Origin of the sequence: Streptomyces sp. NPDC046887, from assembly GCF_040644755.1 — a bacterium.
GTDB lineage: Bacteria > Actinomycetota > Actinomycetes > Streptomycetales > Streptomycetaceae > Streptomyces > Streptomyces lichenis.
Window position 1 is genome coordinate 40,259 of the sequence record NZ_JBEYXH010000017.1, and the last position, 18,032, is coordinate 58,290.

Sequence of the window (18,032 nt, forward strand, 5' to 3'; positions counted from 1 at the left end):
TCGCCAGTCTTCACTGGGTCGCCAGTCGTCACAGCCTCGTCAGTCATCACAGCCCCGTCCGCCGTTGTCAGCCGTCACAGGCCCGTCCATCGCCCGTCCCGCCGTCGTCATCGGTCATCGGTCATCGCAGGTCGTTGAGGAAGTCGTCCAGCTCGTCGGCGGAGAGGTCGGCCAGGGGGAAGTCGGAGGGGTCGTAGGAGCCCTCCGCGGCCTCCCGGCAGTGCGCGGCGATCTCGCCGAGCGCTGTGCCGAACACGTCGGCCAGCCGGGTGGCCTCGTCCTCGGTCAGGGACTCGGCCAGCTGCCAGCGGATCCGCAGGGTGCCGTCCACCAGAGCGCTGCTGAGCTGCCCGACCGTCCGGTCGTGCCAGGCGGCGAGCCCGGTCACTCCGGTGAAGTCCGGGGGGACGGTGATCTCGCCCTCGGGGCAATCGAGGGCCAGCACCTCCCGGACCGCGACCACGGCGTCCTGAACCGGGGGCGGTTCCTCGGTCCGGAGCCGGTTCTTGACCAGGGGGAGGGAGACGGCGAGCGGGGTGTCCGCGGCCGTCGGTTCCATGGTCCGCAGCTCGGTCAGCCGGCCCACCAGGCGCCCGGCGGGTTCCTCGCTGGCGGCCAGGTCGGCCCGGAGTGAACGTTCCACCAGGAGCTGGGGAGGTTGGGCCAGGGTCCGGCCCAGCGCGGTGGCGGCGGCCGCCACCAGTACCTCGGTGGGGTCCAGATGGTGGCTGCCCGCGGCGGCGGTGAGCAGCTCCGCGGTACGGGCGGGGTCCAGCTCGATGGTCCGCTGCCGGGGCAGCGCGGGCGGCGTCCCGGGGGTTTCGGTGAGCCCGGCCGGGTGGGTGAGCTCCCGGCGCAGGCCGCGGTTCCAGGACGGGAGCGATCCCGCGCCGGCGCTCCACACCACCGGTTGGCCGGCGGCCAGGCGGCTGTAGGTCTGGGCGAGTTCCCGGCAGAGTACGAGGACGGAGGCGTCGTCCATCAGGCCCTGGGCCACCGCGCAGGCCAGCCGGCTCCCCCGCTCGCCGAGGCGGAACACCGCGAGCTTGACCACCGGGCCGGCCTCGGCGTCCAGTTCCCCGGCCATCTCGGCGAGCATCTGCGGCAGCGCCTCGGCCCGTACGTCCTCGGGCAGGGTGTCGAGGTCGATCTCCGGCACCTCGGGGTCCTCGGCCCGGTCGGGGTCGCCGGGACGTAGGGCGAACCGCCGGCCGTTCTCGTCGCGTATCCGGGTATGGAGGGCCGGGTGGCGGTCGGTCAGGGCGCTCAGCGCGCGTCCGGCCAGCTCCGGGTCGAAGGTGTCCGGTACGTCCAGCAGCACCGTGCCGGTCTGGGCGTGGGCCAGGGTCTGGTGCGGGGTGAGCGCCACGGCCGCGCCGGTGTCACCGGTGCCCGCCTCGGTGGGGACGGCACGGACCAGTTCGAGGAAGCTGGTGCTCTCGAAGAGGTTCTGCGGGGTGATCGGGATGCCCTCGGCGTTGGCCCGGCCGACGAACTGCACGCCCATGATGGAGTCGCCGCCCAGCTCGAAGAAGTTGTCCCGTGCCCCGGGCCGGTCCACCCCGAGCAGGTCGGCGGCGAGGATGAGCAGGGTGCGCAGCGCCCCGGTGGCCTCCTCCCCGTCGTCCTCCCGCGTCGCGGCGGCGGCCTCGCCGCTGCCGGTCCGCCGGGGGTCGGGGAGCGCGGAGCGGTCGACCTTGCCGTTGGCGCTCAGCGGCATGTCCTCGATGAGCACGATGTCGGAGGGGATCATGTAGGAGGGCAGGGTTTCGGCGAGGTGGGCGCGCAGCCGGTCGGCGAAGTCGGGGTCCTCGCGGGTTGCCGGGTCGGCGGGGACGACATGGGCGACCAGCCGCTGCTGGGTACGCGCCCCCAGGGCGGAGACCACGGCGTTGCGGAGCTCGGGGTGGCCGCCGAGCGCGTGCTCGATCTCGCCCAGTTCGATCCGGTAGCCGCCGATCTTGACCTGGAAGTCGTCGCGGCCGAGGAACTCCAGGGTGCCGTCGGGCAGATACCGTCCGAGGTCACCGGTGCGGTACAGCCGCTCGCCGGTCTCGGGGTGCAGGATGAACGATTCGGCGGTGCGCTGCTCGTCGTTCCAGTAGCCCTCGGCCAGTCCGTCCCCGGCGATGTGCAGCTGACCCGGCACCCATACCGGGGCGTGCCGCAGCCGGTCGTTGAGGACATGGAAGCGCTGGTTGCGCAGAGGACGCCCGTAGGGGATGGACGGCCAGTCGGGGGAGACCTCGCCGATGGGGTGGGCGATGGACCACACCGCGGCCTCGGTGGCGCCGCCGAGGCTGATCACCTCGGTGGCGGGTGCCACCGCCCGTAGCCGGTCCGGCAGGGACAGCGGTATCCAGTCGCCGCTGAGCATGGTCAGCCGGAGCGTGGGGAGCCGGTCTGCGTCGGGGCCGTCGGCCGGTGGGCGGCTCTCCAGGTGCTCGACCAGCATCTGCATCAGCGCGGGTACGGAGTTCCACACCGTGACCCGGTGCCGCCGGCACAGCTCGGTCCAGCGGTCGGGGTTGCGGCGGTCCGCCGTCTCGGGCAGGACGAGGGCCCCGCCGGCCGCGAGCATCCCGAACACATCGAAGACGGAGAGGTCGAAGTTGAGCGCGGAGAGGCCGAGCACCCGGTCGCCGGGGCGGATGGCGAACCGCTCCTCGATGTCCACCAGGGTGTTGAGCGCGGCCCGGTGGCTGACCGCCACGCCCTTGGGCGTACCGGTGGAGCCGGAGGTGTAGATGACATAGGCGGTGTCCTCGGGGCGGGCGGGGCAGCTCCAGGCCGGTGCGTCCGCCGGGTCCCAGGGCGTGTCGTCGGAGACCGGCAGCACCCGCGGCGCGTTGGGCCAGTGGTCCGCCGTGCCCGGTTCGGCCAGTACGCAGCCGATGCCGGCCTGCTCGACCAGCCAGCGGCGGCGGGCCTCCGGGAGGTCGGGGTCGAGGGGGACATAGGTGCAGCCGGCGGCGGAGGCCGCCAGCGCCGCCACGATCTGGCGCCAGCCCTTGGCCAGTCCGATGCCGACCACGGCTCCCCGGGCGAAGCCGGCCTCGGTGAGCTCCCGGGCCAGGGCCACGGCGCGGCCGGTGAGTTCGGCGTAGTCGAGCGTACGGTCCTCGGTGATCACCGCCGGTTCGGTGGATGCGGCCCGGGAGAGGATCCGGGCGGGGAGGATGTCCTGGGGCAGGTGGCCGGTGGTGGCGTTGGCGGCGGTACGGGCTTCCAGCTGCCCGGCGGGCAGGTCCAGCACCGGGGCGCGGTGCCAGCCCTCGGTCTCGGCAAGGCCCACCACGAAGTCCTGGTACGCCTGGAACATCTCGGCCATCATGCCGTCCGGGAAGAGCCCGTCGACGGCGTGCCAGGCCAGCTCCAGGTTGCCGCCGAACTCCAGCAGGAAGTGGTCGATGGTGACCTGCGGGGTCTGCGAGATGAAGTAGCTCTGCTCGCCGAGCCAGTCGATCGGTGAGGGGGCGGGTTTGCCGTCCACATCGCTGCCGAGGGCGCTGGTGAAGACGACCGGCATGACGTCACCGGCGCCGCCGCGGGCCCGGGCCCGTTCGCGCAGGATGCGTACGCCGCTGACATAGCGGTGGTCGAAGTCGGCCCAGCTCTGCCGTTGCAGCTCGCGCACCAGCCCGGCGAAGTCGGGCACCGAGACCGCGTCCACCTCCAGCAGGTCGAAGGAGGCGAACTCGCCCACCAGGTCGTCGACCTGCTCGTGCACCGGCAGCCGGTTGACGGCCGTGAAGTTGAGGGTGAACCGCTGGGACTTGCTCCAGGTGCCGATGGTGACGGCGAACGCGGCGAGCATGGCGCTGGACGGGGTGACGCCGAACTCGCCCGCCTTGGCCTTGATCCGCCCCCACAGCTCGGCGTCGAGCGTGGCGTGCCGGCGGACGAACCCCAGCCGTTCGCCGGTGGCCTGCACGGTGGGCAGTTCGGGTGCGGCGGGCAGCTCGCGGACCCGTCGGCGCCAGTACTCCAGCGAACGCTCGTACCGCGCGGTCTGGCGCAGTTCCTCCTCGGCGAGGACGTAGTCGCGGAAGGTGAGCTCCAGCGGTATTGGGGTGCGGTCCGGCTCGTGGTAGAACTCCCGCCACAGCGGCAGCAGTTGGTAGAAGAACGAGGAGACGTCGGCGACCAGCAGGTCGAAGCTGATGTGCACCCGGACCTGGTGGTCCGGCAGCAGGCTGACCCGTACCTCCCAGAGCGGCCAGACATCGGCGGGGCGCACCTCGGTGCCCATCCGGTCGCGGATCGCGGTGAGTTGCCGCTCGGCCTCCCCGGGCTCCGTCTCGCGCAGGTCGAGCACCCGGAAGCGGTAGGGCTCCGTGTCGGCGAGGACCTGCTGCCGGCCGTCGGGGAGGACCACCATGCGGAGCATGTCGTGCCGTTCCACCACCCGCTGCCAGGCCCGCTCCAGCCGGTCGGTCTCGATGGTGCGGCTGTCGAACTCGAAGTAGAGGTGGGGGGCCACGCCGCCCATGTCGAAGCTGGACAGCCGGCCGATCCACTGGGCCTGCTGCATCTCGGTGAGCGGGAAGGGTTCGAAGCGCTGGTCGGGGCGGGGGATGACGGTGGACAGGCGGTCCTCGGGCCCGGTCGCTCCGGCCTCGCGCAGCTGGGCTGCCATGCCGCCGATGGTGGGGGTGGCCAGCAGCTTGCCCAGTTCGACGGTGGCGCCGGTCGCGGCCTGGAGGCAGTTGAGCACCTGGATGGCGAGGAGGGAGTGGCCGCCGAGTTCGAAGAAGTTGTCCTGGGTGCCGATCGGCGCGATGCCGAACATCTCCTCCCAGATCCCGGCGATGGTGCGCTCCAGTTCGTCCGCCGGTTCGACGTAGGCGGTGACCAGGGTGCTGGGCCGGGTCGCCCTGGTCAGCTCCTCGGTGCCGGGTTCCTCGTGCTCGGCGATCTCGGTGGCCAGGGAGGAGGCGCCGGTCGCGGAGGTGCGCGGGGCGATCCAGTAGCGCTCGCGCTGGAACGGGTAGCCGGGCAGTTCCACCCGCTCGCGCCGGCCCTCGTGCAGGGCGGGCCAGTCCACGGTGCCGCCGAAGAGCCAGATGTCGCCGACCGCGGTGCGGAGCACCTGGCCGTCCTCGGCGGACTGGTCCGGCCTGCGCATGGTGGTGACGGCCGCGGCCCGGGGCCCGCCGGCCGCGGTGCCGGCCCGGGCCAGGGTGCTCAGGGTGTTGCCGGGGCCCACCTCGACCAGGACGGCGGGGCCTTCGCCGACGGCGGTGCGCACCGCGTCGGCGAACAGCACGGGGCGGCGCATATGGGCGCCCCAGTACGCGGGGTCGCCTGTCTGCTCGGCGGTGATGGGCCGGCCGGTGACGCAGGAGACGAACGGCCGTCCGGGGGCGGCGAGTTCCACTTCGGCCACGGCCCGGGTGAAGGGCTCCACGACCGGGTCCATCATGGCCGAGTGGAAGGCGTGCGAGGTGTGCAGCGGGCGGACGGTGATCCCCTTGCCCGCCAGCAGTTCACCGAGTGCGTCCACCGCCTGGTGCGGCCCGGAGGCCACGCAGAGGGTGGGGGCGTTGACGGCGGCGATGGACACCCCGGGCGGCAGCAGCGGCTCGATGTCGGCCGCCGCGGCGGCGACGGAGACCATGGCCCCGGAGGGTTGGTCCTGCATCAGCCTGCCCCGTACGGCGACCAGGCGGGCCGCGTCCGCCGGGGAGAGCACCCCGGACAGGGCGGCGGCGGTGAACTCGCCGATGCTGTGCCCGACCATGGTGTCCGGTTGGACGCCCCAGGACATCAGCAGCCTGGCCAGCGCGTACTCGGTGGCGAACAGGGCCGGCTGGGCGAGCGTGGTGCGGGTCAGCCCGTCCTCGGCGGGGGTGTCGGGGTAGAGCACGGTACGCAGGTCGATGCCGAGCGGTTCGGCCAGCAGCCGGGCGCACTCGTCCATGGCCTCGGCGAACACCGGTTCGCTTTCATAGAGGCCGCGGCTCATCCCGGGGTACTGGGCGCCCTGGCCGGGGAAGAGGAAGACGGTCTTCGCCGGGCTGGTGCCGGCGTCCGCGCCGCGTACCCGGCCCGGGTCGGCCCCGGTGAGCAGGGCCGCCGCCTCGGCGGTGTCGGCGGCCAGCACGGCCCTGCGGTAGCGCATCGCGGTCCGGCCGGTCTGCAGGGTGTGGGCAATGTGGGCGATATCGGCCGGCGGGCGCTCGCCGGATCCGGTGAGGCGGTCGGATCCGGCGAGGCGGTCGGGTCCGGCGAGGCGGTCGGGTCCGGCGAGGTGGTCGGCCAGTTGCTCGGCGGCGGCGTCCAGGGCGGCCGGGGTCCTGGCCGAGACGACCACCAGCTGCGGGCGGTCGGAGGGCGGGGCGGGGGCCGGTTCCGGCGCCTGCTCCAGCACCACATGGGCGTTGGTGCCGCCGATACCGAAGGAGCTGACCCCGATCCGGCGGGGGGTCTCCCCCTCGGGCCACTCGCGCAGCTCGGCGTTGACGAAGAACGGGGTGGCGGCGAAGTCGATACGGGGGTTGGGCCGTTGGTAGTGCAGGCTGGGCACCAGGGTGCGGTGCCGCAGCTGGAGCACCGCCTTGATGAAGCTGGCGATGCCCGCCGCCGACTCCAGATGCCCGATGTTCGACTTGACCGAGCCCACCGCGCAGAACCGGGTGTCCGCGGTGTGCCGTCCGAACGCCCGGCTGAGCGCGGTGATCTCGATGGGGTCGCCCACATGGGTGCCGGTGCCGTGCGCTTCGATCGCGGTGATGGTCCGTGCGGGCACCCCGCTGTCGGCGATCGCGGCGGCGACCACCGCCTCCTGCCCGCTGACGCTCGGGGAGGTGTAACCGACCTTGTCGCCGCCGTCGTTGTTCACCGCCGAACCCTTGAGTACGGCGAGGATCCGGTCGCCGTCGCGCTGGGCGTCGGCCAGCCGCTTGAGGACGACCACGCCGACCCCGTTGCCGAAGACGGTGCCCGCGCCGTCGGCGTCGAACGGGCGGCAGTGCCCGTCCGGCGAGTAGATCAGGCCCTGCTCGTAGCGGTAGCCGACCCGGTGCGGCACCCGGACGCACACCCCGCCGGCCAGGGCCAGTTCGCAGGCGCCGGAGCGGAGAGACGCGGCGGCCTGGTGGACGGCCACCAGCGAGGTGGAGCAGGCCGTCTGCACATTCACCGCGGGTCCGGTCAGGCCGAGTTTGTAGGCGGTCCGGCTGGCCAGATAGTCCTTGTCATTGTGTATTTGCAGCTCGAACATGGCCGAGTCGAGCACGATCCGGTTGCCGCCGAGCAGGTTGGACATCAGATAGGCGGGCATGTTGCCGCCCGCGAACACCCCGGCGGTCCCGCACCGGCCGGGGTCGATCCCGGCGTGCTCCATGGCATGCCAGGCGCTCTCCAGGAAGAGCCGCTGCTGCGGGTCGAGCAGCGCCGCCTCCCGGGCCGTGAAGCCGAAGAACCGGGCGTCGAAGAGCTCGATCCCCTCCAGCACCGGAGCGCGGGGCACATAGCCCGGTGCGTCGATGACCTCCCGGCTGAGCCCTTCGGCCAGCAGGTCGTCCTCCGTTAGTCTCTCGATCGACTCGATGCCCGAGCGCAGGTTGTGCCAGTAGGTGTCGAGGTCGGGGGCGCCGGGGAAACGGCCCGCCATCCCGACGACGGCGATGTCGGCGGAGGTGCCGCCGTGCGGAACACCCGGGTCGGGGACTTCGGAAACCACCGGGGAATCTCCTTTGCAGCGTTGCGGCTTTGCGGCTTTGCGGCTTTGCGGCTTTGCGGCGAGAAGGGCCGGGCAGACGTGGGCGGGGTCGGTCGTCGCGGGTGCCTCGCTCAGGGCAGCATCAGGCGGTCGACGCGGTAGTCGGTGGTGCCGTCCAGGCACAGTTCGGCGCAGACCCGGCCCAGCAGCGGGACGAACTTGAACCCCCAGCCGCCGGTGGCGATCACCACGTTCTCGCCGCCCTCGAACCGGCCCTTGGCCGTACCGAGGAAGAACTGCCGCTCGGGGTCGGCCGGCAGCACGGCAAGGCAGGTCTCGCGGGCCAGCGGCCGCGGGTCCACCACCGGCAGATGCCGCTCGACCCACTCGCACATCCGGGCCACATGGCGCGGATCGGGGGCGCCGGTCGCCTGCCCGGGGTCGGCCAGCGCGTTGACCTCGAACACCGGGCCGACCCGGACCAGGTCGGTGTCCTGCCACGCGTTGGGCGGGAACCCGTAGAACAGGTTGGTGTCCTCCTCGGTCGGTTCCTGGAAGACGAACCAGAACGGGTAGCGCGCGCTCGGATCGCGCTGGCGCAGGGTCACCAGGGCCATCTCGAAGACATTGAGGTCGAGCCGGGTGCCCAGGGGTTCGAGCAGCTGGTTGGCGTAGGCGCCGTTGGCCACCACCACCTTGCCCGCCCGGCACCAGCCGCTCGGGGTGCGCAGCCGTACGCCCTCGCCGTCGGGGACCAGTTCCAGCACCGGCTCCCCCGCCCGCAGTGCGCAGCCCGCGGCATCGGTCAGCCGCAGCAGGCCCTCCACCGTGGCGCGTACGTCGACGGCTCCGCCGTCGGGCTGCACAAAACCCTCGAAGTGGCGGGGGAGGTGGGTGAAGCCGTAGCGGCGCTCGATGTCGGCCGCGGTGAGCCACTCGTACGGGATGGAGAGCTGGTCCATGGTCCGCGCGGTCGCCGAGATCCTGCCCTCGTTGGTGGCCACGTCGATGTCGCCGAACCAGAGGCTGCCGAAGGCGTGCAGCAGCTGGTGCCCGCTCGCCCGTTCGAGTTCGCGCCAGAGCGGCAGGGCCTCCCCGGTCAGCCGGCACAGGTCCGGCTCGGTGTACTGCAGCCGCCAGTGCCGTTCCGCCCCGCTCGTACCGCACTGCTCATTGCCGAACTCGAACTGCTCGAAGACCGCCACCCGCGCGCCCCGGCGGGCGGCGTGCCAGGCGGAGGCCAGCCCGACCGGGCCGCCGCCGATGATCGCGATGTCGTAGTGCGCTGCCTCGGTCACTGGGTCCAGCCCTCCGCTTTGCGCGCCGTTCCGGCCGCGATCGGTATGCCTCGGACCTCCTGGCGGAGGACGGTGTCCAGCCGGGACACCACCTGGTCGACCTGCCGGTCGGTCATGGCCGGCTGGCAGGGCAGGTTGACCTGCTGGGCGAACCACATGCGTTCGGCGACCGGGCACTCCCCGGTGTCATGGCCCCTGGCCCGCCATTCGGCGAGCAGATGCAGGGGGAAGTAGCGCAGCTGCATCTGCACCCCGAGGGCGTCCAGCCGGGAGACCAGCCGGTCCCGCAGAATGCCGTCGGCCGGGTCGGCGAAGAAGGTGTACAGGTGGTGCCCGTGCCGGACCGGCTCGGGCCCCTGGTGCATCCGCACCCCGGGGTACTGCTTCAGGACCTCCGTGTAGGCGTCCGCGATCTTCGCGCGCCTGCCCACCAGCCGGTCCAGTTTGGCCAGTTGTACGGTGCCCACCGCCGCGTTGGGCTCCGCGAGGGTGGCGTTGGTGCCGCCGTAGCGGATGGTCGAGCAGTCATGGGTGAAGGCGAGGCCGGGGTGCATCATCCACGGGTGCGCGCTGGTGGTCTCCCCGATGGCCCGCGCCTGCTCCCGGTAGACCGCGTCGGCGTCGTTGGAGCGGATCCGGTCCGCCCGTTCGGCCAGCGTCCGGTCGAAGAGCGTGATCATCCCGCCCTCGCCGAGGGTGGTGATGTTCTTGCTGGAGTGGAAGCTGAAGCAGCCGATGTCGGCCAACGCACCCGGCTTGCGCCCCCGGTACTCCGCGCCGAGCGCATGCGCGCAGTCCTCGATGACCGTGATTCCGCGCCGGCGCGCGATCGCCATGATGGCGTCCATATCGCAGGGCAGACCGCCGTAGTGCACCAGGATCACCGCTTTGGTGCGGCTGGTGATCAGCGATTCGAAGTGCGCGGGATCGAGGTTGAGGGTGCTCGGCTCGACATCGCAGAAACGTACCTGCACCGGGTAGTTCAGCAGCGGCTGCACACTGGCCTTGTAGGTCTGCGGGGTGGCGATGACCTCGTCACCCTCATTCAGGTCCAGCAGCCTTATCGCGATCTCCAGCGCCACGGTCCCGCTGGTCACCGAGAGGGCGTACGGCACGCCGAGGTACTCGCGGAAACATCGCTCGAACTCCTCCCGACATCGCCCCCCGGACAGGTTCTCACCGGAACTGACCAACCGGGTGAGCACGCTGATCTCCTGCTCTCCGAGCACCGATCCGAGTTCCGGGTAAGGAATCTCGTACGACTTCCCCACCGTCCACCTCCAAGACTCCCGACCGCCTGAAACGCCGTGTCCCCCGAAAATCGGGTCTCGCTGCGCCTATCCGAGACAGTACCGCCCTGAAAAGCAGGCCGAATTTCCTGCGCCGCCCGGTGTGCTGCGGGAGCATATTGAGGCTGCGCTATTCGTCCGGCATGGGCGCCAGACTCTCAAATCCCGTCGGCATCGGGAATACACCGGTTGGTCTAGTGCCGTTCTACGACCTGGTCACACTCCGCCCGCACCAGGGGCGGAAGACCCGCAGGACCGGCCGCGCCCACCGGACGGGCTACCCGACACGGGGCCGCCCGGAACCGGCTTACGACCACCGGTCGAACCGCTACCGGGTGGTTAGTACCGACGTACTAGTCCATTGTCACGCCGACAGGCGTCGATTAGCCTCGGCCTGCACGCCGCGACAATATTCGATGCGGGAGCGGAAACACCACCGACTCGAATAGTCACCATCGGTCATCAGGGAGCCGCCGTGTCCGTGGAGGAAGTCAAGCAGTTGCTGCTCGATATCGGTATCGCGGAGCAGACGCTGACCGGGATCGAACCGTACACCCGGCTCCGCGCCGATCTCGGCCTCAGCTCGGTCGAAACCACCGATCTGGAGATCCAATTACGCGAACGATTCGGTATCAGGGTGAATCTGTGGGACAAGGTGGACTACACGGTGGAGCAGCTGGCGGGCGGCATTCCGGAGACGCCCCGATGAGCCTGTCCGACGCCCGGCCGCTGGATCCGGACGTACCGGTGATCGACCGGCGGCGGGCCGAGACCTATCTGCGGGACGGACTGTGGCGCGAGGAGCGGATCGCCGATCTGCTGCGCGCCGGGCGGTTGCGCGCCCCCGACCGCTGCGCCGTGGTGAGCGGGGCGACCCGGCTGACCCATGGCGAGCTGCACACGGCCGTCACCACGGCCGGGCAGCGGCTGCGGGGGCTCGGAGTCCGGGCCGGGGACCGGGTGGTGGTGCAACTGCCCAACCGGGCGGAGTTCGTGGTCCTGGTGCTGGCGCTGCTCGACATCGGGGCCCCGCCGGTGCTGGTGCTGCCCGGATTCGGCGACTACGAACTGGGCCATGTGGTGCGCGCCGCCCGGCCGGTCGCCCTCGCGGTGAGCACCGGCGGCAGATCGGCCGGGCCGTTGGAGTCGGCGCGGCGGCTGTGGAAGGAGCACGGGTTCCTTCGGCAGGTGCTCGCGCTCGGTGAGGCGGGGGGCGGGGGTGCGGCGGCCGGGGATGCCGGGGCTGGTGATGCGGCGGCGGCCGAGGGTGCCTCGGCCGGTGAGTCGGTGGCCGGTGGCACTTCGGCGGGTGATGGTGTGGACCTGGCCGCATTGTGCGACCCCTGTTCATCCTGGGACGGACCGGTGGAGTCGGCCACCGCACCGGCCACGCCGGCGCCCGGGTCCGCCCTGTTCGACGCCGCCGTGTTCCTGCTGTCCGGCGGCACCACCGGTCCGCCGAAGGTCATCCCCCGGGGCAACGCGGGGTACGCGTATATGATCCGGACCGCCTGCGGGATCGCGGAGGTCTCGGCCGACTCGGTCTATCTGGCCGTGATGCCGGCCGCGCATGGCTTCATCCTCAACTGCCCAGGCGTACTGGGTACGTTGGCCCAGGGCGGCACGGTGGTACTCGGCGACGCCACCGACCCCCGGCAGGCCCTCGCCCTGATCGAGCGCGAACGGGTGACCCACTGCGCCCTCGTCCCGACGGTGGCCATGCAGTGGCTGGCCGCCGCTGCCGAGACGGATGCCGACCTGGGCAGTCTGCGGGTGCTCCAGACCGGGGGCGCCCGGCCCGCTCCGGAGCTGGCGAGCCAGGTCGGCCCCGTGCTGGGGGCGACCCTCCAGCAGTGCTACGGCATGAGCGAGGGCCTGCTCTGCTACACCGGGCTTGATGACCCCGAGTCGGTGATCGTCCAGACCCAGGGCCGCCCCGCCTCCCCGGGGGACGAGGTGCTGATCGTGGACGAGCACGGCCGGCCGGTGCCGGACGGCACCCCGGGCGAGCTGCTCACCCGGGGCCCGTACACCGTCGCCGGGTACTACCGGGACCCGGACGCGACCGCGAAGGCCTTCACCCCGGACGGCTTCTACCGCACGGGCGATCTGGCGACCCGGACACCCGGGGGCGATCTCGTCGTCAACGGCCGGGTGCGCGACATCATCAACCGCGGCGGCGAGAAGATCCCCGCCGAGGACCTGGAACTGCTGGTGGCGCGGCATCCCGCCGTGCGCAGCTCCGCCGCCGTCGGCGCGCCGCACCGGCTGTACGGCGAGATCGTCTGCCTCTACGTCGTCCCGGAGCCGGGCCAGGAGCCCAGCCTCCTGGAGCTGCGCCGGTTTCTGCGCGGGCTCGGGCTGGCCGCCTGGAAGCTGCCCGAACTGATGGAGGTGGTCGCGGAGTTGCCCACCACCGCTATCGGCAAGATCGACAAGAAGGCGCTCCGCGCCGACATCGCACGACGAGCGGCCGCGGAGGCATAGCCCATGGAACACCGCATCGACGCGGAACTGCTCATCCCCGGCGCAGGTGAGGCCATCGCGCACGGCAGTGTCGTGCACACCGGCGGCCGGATCCGGTTCGCCGGGCCGACGGCCGAACTGGGCGACGAGCACCGGGCACTTGAGCCGACCCGGGTCGCCGCCCTGCTGCCCGGGCTGTGGGACTGCCATGTGCACTTCGCCGGGATTCGGGGACGGGTCAACACCGAGGAGCTGATGCTCACCCCCGAGACGCTGGCCGTCGCTCGGGGCGTCAAGGACGCCGAGACGGCGCTGCGCGCGGGGTTCACCAGCCTGCGCGACATGGGCGGCCATGGCTGCGTCCTGGCGGAGGCCGTCCGGGAGGGCACCTTCACCGGCCCGAACATCTACAGCGCCAACCAGGTCATCGGGCAGACCGGCGGGCACAGCGACGCCCACCGGCTGCCGTACCGCTGGGTGACCGATCCCTGCCGGAGCGGCGGCACCCTGCGTATCGCCGACGGGGTGGACGAGTGCGTACGGGCCGTGCGCCTCCAGCTCCGGGCGGGGGCCGAGCTGATCAAGGTCTGCACCTCGGGCGGTGTGCTGAGCGAGGTGGACAACCCGGTGCACCAGCAGTACCGCGACGAGGAGTTGAAGGCGATCGTCAGCGAGGCCGCACGAGCCGAGCGGATCGTCGCGGCGCACTGCCACGGCCGGGCCGGGATCCTGGCCGCGATCAACGCCGGCTGCCACACGGTCGAGCACGGCACGGAGGTCGACGAGGAGACCGCGGAGCTGATGGCCGAGCGGGGCATGGTCCTGGTGCCCACCCGTACCATCTACGAGGCCTTCCGGCTGAACGCCGCCGCGCTGCCGCCGGCCTGGCGGGACCGCTTCGAGGCCATGGCCGAGCGGCACCTTAAGGCGATCGGCATCGCCCACCGGGCCGGTGTCACCATCGCGCTCGGCACCGACCTGGGCACCAGCGACCGGAACGGCCCGCTCTCCTGGGGCGGGCACGCCAGTGAGTTGGCCCATCTGACCACCGCGGGGCTGAGCCCGCTGGAGGCCATCATGGCGGGCACCGCCAACGGCCCCGGCACGCTGGGGCCCCGGGCGCCCCGGTCCGGCCGACTGGCCGCCGGCTATGACGCCGATCTCCTGGCGGTGGACGGGGATCCGCTGGCCGACATCGCCCTGCTGGCCGACCCGGACCGCATCACCCAGGTCTGGAAGTCCGGGGAACCGGTGCACCGGCACTCCCCCGTCGCCCCCGATGAGGCCGCCGTCCGGTCCGGGTGAGCGACACCCAGCGCCGGGCACCCGAGGGAAGCCAAGACGGGGCACCTCTCAGTCGGTCAGGGACGTGCCCCATGCGGCGAAGAACTGCGACACCGGCATCACGCCCGCGTTCACCTGGGCGAAGGCGTCCATGGCCTTCTGGTTCCCGTCGATGCTCTCCAGGACCTTCTCGAACTCCGGGGAGAGGGGCTCCAGCGTGGAGACCTGGAGCGTGAAGTCGTAGACGGGCCGCATATGCTGATCGCGGGCGGACTGGTAGCCGGCCATCGCCGTGTCGAATGGTTCGCGACCGGACAGTGCGGCGTCCAGGGAATCGGCGCACAGCTCGGCGGAGATGAACGCGTCGCTGATGCCCTGGGCAGTGAAGAAGTCCTTGCAGTAGCCAGCGTCACCGACCAGCGCCCAGCCGGGGCCGAAAGGCCTGCGGAAGAAGTTCGGCAGAGCGGCCCCGACGATGCGCGCCTCGCGCCGGGCACCACGCACACGATCCGCCCAGGCCGGCGCCAGCTCGAAATTCTTCAAGTAATTCCCCTCGATATCCTTCTTGATGTCGTTGAATTCCGCGAACGGCCAGCAGCCGCCGACCAGGGTCAGGCCGTCATGCGTCGGCCATGCGCCGAAACTCCGGTACGGACGGGAATGCGCCTTGAAGACACCGTCCATCTCCAGCCCGCTGAAGTAGCTGTAGTAACCGACCATCAGTTTCGGGTTCTCGTTGTACTGCCGCGCGCCCACCGCACGCGCCACCAGCGAGTGCAGACCGTCCGCGCCCAGCACCACCCGCGCCCGCTCGGTCACCTCCGGGCCGTCTGCCTCCCGCCCCCGGATCCCCTCCACCCGGCCGCCATCGCCGAAGACCAGCTCGGAGACCGTGAACCCCTCACGGACCTCCGCCCCCGCCTCCACCGCCGCGTCCACCAGCAGCTTGTCCAGCACGATCCGCCGGGGCGCGTAGGCGCAGGGCTCGGCGGCCGTCCCCGGGGCGCCCGGGAGGACAAGGGAGCCGAAGTCCAACTCGTAGGTGTGGATGGGCGGGCAGCCCGTGGCCACCAGCCGGTCCAGCAGCCCCCACCGGCGCAGCGCCGCGACGCCCGGCGGGTGCACCAGATGCGTGGACAGGGTGTCGCTGGGGAAGGTGGCCCGGTCCACCACCAGGACCCGGTATCCCCTCCTCGCCAACAGCATCGCGGTCGGCGACCCCGCACACCGCGCGCCCACAACGATCACGTCGTAGCGGCTCTCGCTCATCTTCCGCTCCTGCCCGTACTCATAGGACGAATTCACATCCGGATGGGGAGGCTGTTCGCGCACAGCAGGCTACGCGCGTCTCCGTGCAGGCGGCAATGAGACTAGATCCACGGTTGTAGACCCTGGTCAAAAGGATGAACGGCCGGATCTGGCCGGAGAAGTATCCGCCCTTGTACCGTCTCAAGGGAATCCGTCCTCTCACAGCCGACCGCCGAAAGAGAATGCCGAGGAGCAGGGAATTGACCTCACGTGCCGCATCCGCACTCGACACCTCGTGGGACAGCCCGCCGGAGGCGCAGGACCTCATCCAGGAAGCCATGGCCTGGCATTTCGACCCGAAGACCGGATCGCCTTTCTGGCAGGAGCAGAGCAGGAAACTCGCCTTCGATCCGCGCCAGGACGTGCGGACCGTGGAGGACCTGACGCTGTTCCCCAATATCGTCGACGAACTGCGCGACACCCGCATCGAGGATCTGGTCCCCCGGGGCTACGGCGCCATCGAACGGCTGCCCGTACCCCCGGTGGTGGGTGAGAGCGGTGGCACGACCGGCTCGCCGAAGCGGGTGTTCGTGCTGCCGGACGTCCGTGAGCAGTCCTGGGCCTGGTACTACAACAGGCTGGTGGAGCACGGGATCGCGGCGGGCGACAACTGGCTCGGGATCATGCCGGCCGGTCCGCATATGGCCGGCATCCTGGCCCAGGACACCGCCCAGCGGTTCGGCGGCGTCTTCTTCACCCTGGACTTCGACCCGCGCTGGGCGAAGCTCGTCATCGGCCGCGGCGCCGTGGACGAGGCCAAGGCCTACATCACCCACCTGGTCAACCAGATCGAGTGGATCCTGCGGAGCCAGGACATCCGGGTCATGGTGATCACGCCGCCGCTGCTGGAGGCGGTCTGCCAGCGCGACCATCTGGTGGACCTGATCAACGAGAAGGTCAACACGGTCATCTACGGCGGCACCTCGATGGACGAGGACACCCGCCATCTCTTCCGGACCGAACTCTTCCCGCAGATCAACTTCGTCTCCATCTTCGGCAGCACGATGATCTTCTGCGCGATGCCGGAGCGGCCGGGGGCGCCGGCGGACGAGTCCCCGGTCTTCGACCCGCCGTCACCGTTCTCCATGTTCTCGGTGATCGACCCCGAGACCGGGAAGAACGTGCCGTACGGGGAGCGCGGCCAGGTCCTCACCCACCACATCACCCGGAACCTCTTCCTGCCCAACAATCTGGACCGGGACACCGGGATCCGCCACCCGCACCGCCTCGGCTACCCGGGGGACGCGGTGGCCGAGTTCAAACCGGTACGGGAGTTCGGCGCGTCCGCCGTGGTCGAAGGGGTCTACTGACGTGCCAGGCACATCCTCCGCGCCGGCCCAGCTCCACGCACTCGGTACCGGAGGGCCGTACCAGAGCCGCACCCGGGAGGTCGTCCGTGACATCCGGGCCGAACCGGTGGCCGAACTGAGCCTGGTCCCCTGGCTGTTCGCCGAACGCAACCTCCGGGCGCTGCGCAAGGCCACCCCACCGGACCCGGAGCGGCGCAAGAGGCTGCTGACCCGGGCGGGCTGGCTCTTCGCGAGCGGCTCGGTCGACGGGGTCTCCCCCGAGACCTATCGGCGCACCGTGGCCGAGGTGTCCGGCATCCCGGTCGCCACGGTGCGGCGGTCGGCCCAGCAGGTGGGCGACTACGCGGCCACCGCGTACGAGAGTGTGAGCCAGGCCCGCCCGATCGGCGCCGCGGACAGCTGGCGGGACCAGCGGGCCAAGCGAGGCTCCGGAGTGTGGACCCGGCGCGGCGAGGTGCTGATGGTCCACGCCCCGGCCAACTCCCCCGCGGTGCACACGGCTTGGCTGGACGCCCTGGCTCTCGGCTACCGAGTGGCGGTCCGGCCGTCGCAGCGCGAGCCGTTCACCGCCCACCGGCTGGTCTCGGCGCTGCGCCAGGTGGGCTATGACAACGACCAGGTCGTGCTGCTGCCCACGGACCACCCGACGGCCGACCGGCTGGTGGCCGAGGCGGATGTGGCCATCGCGTTCGGCGGGGACGAGGTGGCCCGCAAGTACGGGTCCAGCACCCTGGTCATGCCGTTCGGCCCCGGCAGGTCCAAGATCCTGCTCACCTCCGGTGTGGACGCCGGGCCGCATCTGGACACCATCACGGAGTCCGTCGCCGCTCACGCCGGCACCGGTTGTGTGAACGCCACCGCGGTGTTCGTGGAGGGCGATCCCGAGCCCGTCGCCAAGGCCATCGCCGAACGGCTGGGTGGGCTTCCCTCGCTCCCGCCGGGTGACGAGCGCGCCCGGCTGCCGGTCCGCCAGAGCGCCGCCGCGTATGAACTGGACGGCTATCTGCGGGCCAGGGCGGGCGACGCACGGCCGCTGCTGGGTGCGGACACCATCGTGGACGAACTCGGCGACGGCTCGGCGGTGTTGCGTCCGGCGGTGTTCCTGCTCGACCGCCCGGACGCCCCGCAGGCCGGGATCGAGATGGGCTTCCCCTGTGTGTGGGTGCTGCCGTGGCGGCGGGACGGGGACTGGATGGCGCCCCTCCGCGACACCCTGTCGCTCACCGTCTTCACCGAGGACGCCGCGCTCATCGAAGCGCTGGTCACCGAGCCCACCATCGACAAGATCCATGTCGGGGACCATCCGACCACCTGGACGCGGCCGGGTCTTCCGCACGAGGGGTACCTCGGCGAGTTCCTGATGCGCACCAAGGCGGTCATCGTGGGCTGAGCCCGGGCTCATCCACCCGTA

The 18,032-nt window shown here is 71.5% G+C and carries 9 protein-coding genes; 5 read left to right on the forward strand and 4 right to left on the reverse strand.

Features of this window, described 5'->3' with window-relative positions:
- Positions 1 to 121 precede the first annotated feature (121 nt).
- The 3 genes from ABZ945_RS17740 to ABZ945_RS17750 all read right to left on the reverse strand — a co-directional run bounded on the left by ABZ945_RS17740 (position 122) and on the right by ABZ945_RS17750 (position 10,235).
- Positions 122 to 7,687 (reverse strand): amino acid adenylation domain-containing protein, encoded by a 7,566-nt coding sequence (locus ABZ945_RS17740; protein WP_361269979.1) that lies wholly within the window; start codon positions 7,685 to 7,687, stop codon positions 122 to 124.
- Between the two features lie 110 nt (positions 7,688 to 7,797).
- Positions 7,798 to 8,964: an FAD-dependent oxidoreductase gene (locus ABZ945_RS17745; protein ID WP_361269981.1), complete on the reverse strand. Its 1,167-nt coding sequence runs from the start codon at positions 8,962 to 8,964 to the stop codon at positions 7,798 to 7,800.
- The gene (locus ABZ945_RS17750) at positions 8,961 to 10,235 is read right to left on the reverse strand and encodes a DegT/DnrJ/EryC1/StrS family aminotransferase (protein WP_361269984.1); all 1,275 of its coding nucleotides are present in this window, start codon (positions 10,233 to 10,235) and stop codon (positions 8,961 to 8,963) included. The genes ABZ945_RS17745 and ABZ945_RS17750 overlap by 4 nt, the downstream gene beginning before the upstream one ends.
- A gap of 499 nt (positions 10,236 to 10,734) precedes the next feature.
- Here ABZ945_RS17750 and ABZ945_RS17755 point away from each other — a divergent pair, with 499 nt between their 5' ends.
- From ABZ945_RS17755 to ABZ945_RS17765, 3 genes are read left to right on the forward strand one after another with little or no spacing between them, the layout of a single operon-like run.
- On the forward strand, positions 10,735 to 10,962 hold the full coding sequence (locus ABZ945_RS17755; RefSeq protein ID WP_361269987.1) for an acyl carrier protein: 228 nt from the start codon (positions 10,735 to 10,737) through the stop codon (positions 10,960 to 10,962).
- Positions 10,959 to 12,740 (forward strand): AMP-binding protein, encoded by a 1,782-nt coding sequence (locus ABZ945_RS17760; protein WP_361269989.1) that lies wholly within the window; start codon positions 10,959 to 10,961, stop codon positions 12,738 to 12,740. Before ABZ945_RS17755 ends, ABZ945_RS17760 begins: the two co-directional genes overlap by 4 nt.
- 3 nt (positions 12,741 to 12,743) lie before the next feature.
- Positions 12,744 to 14,024, forward strand: a complete 1,281-nt coding sequence (locus tag ABZ945_RS17765; RefSeq protein WP_361269991.1) for an amidohydrolase family protein — start codon at positions 12,744 to 12,746, stop codon at positions 14,022 to 14,024.
- Between the two features lie 48 nt (positions 14,025 to 14,072).
- On the opposite strand, the gene ABZ945_RS17770 is transcribed toward ABZ945_RS17765, so the two are convergent.
- The gene (locus tag ABZ945_RS17770) at positions 14,073 to 15,272 is read right to left on the reverse strand and encodes an NAD(P)/FAD-dependent oxidoreductase (protein ID WP_361269994.1); all 1,200 of its coding nucleotides are present in this window, start codon (positions 15,270 to 15,272) and stop codon (positions 14,073 to 14,075) included.
- A gap of 239 nt (positions 15,273 to 15,511) precedes the next feature.
- Between ABZ945_RS17770 and ABZ945_RS17775 the strand changes: the two genes are divergently transcribed.
- Together ABZ945_RS17775 and ABZ945_RS17780 are read left to right on the forward strand one after the other, a co-directional pair.
- Positions 15,512 to 16,621, forward strand: a complete 1,110-nt coding sequence (locus tag ABZ945_RS17775) for a phenazine antibiotic biosynthesis protein (protein WP_361269996.1) — start codon at positions 15,512 to 15,514, stop codon at positions 16,619 to 16,621.
- Position 16,622: 1 nt separating this feature from the next.
- Entirely contained in the window at positions 16,623 to 18,011 is a 1,389-nt protein-coding gene (locus ABZ945_RS17780; protein WP_361269998.1) for an aldehyde dehydrogenase family protein, read from the forward strand.
- The last annotated feature ends 21 nt before the right edge of the window (positions 18,012 to 18,032 follow it).

Excerpts from the sequence above, each read along its gene's own strand:
- ABZ945_RS17760 (WP_361269989.1), top strand. The coding sequence starts at position 10,959 with ATGAGCCTGTCCGACGCCCGGCCGCTGGATCCGGACGTACCGGTGATC.
- ABZ945_RS17765 (WP_361269991.1), top strand. The coding sequence starts at position 12,744 with ATGGAACACCGCATCGACGCGGAACTGCTCATCCCCGGCGCAGGTGAG.
- ABZ945_RS17770 (WP_361269994.1), bottom strand. The coding sequence starts at position 15,272 with ATGAGCGAGAGCCGCTACGACGTGATCGTTGTGGGCGCGCGGTGTGCG.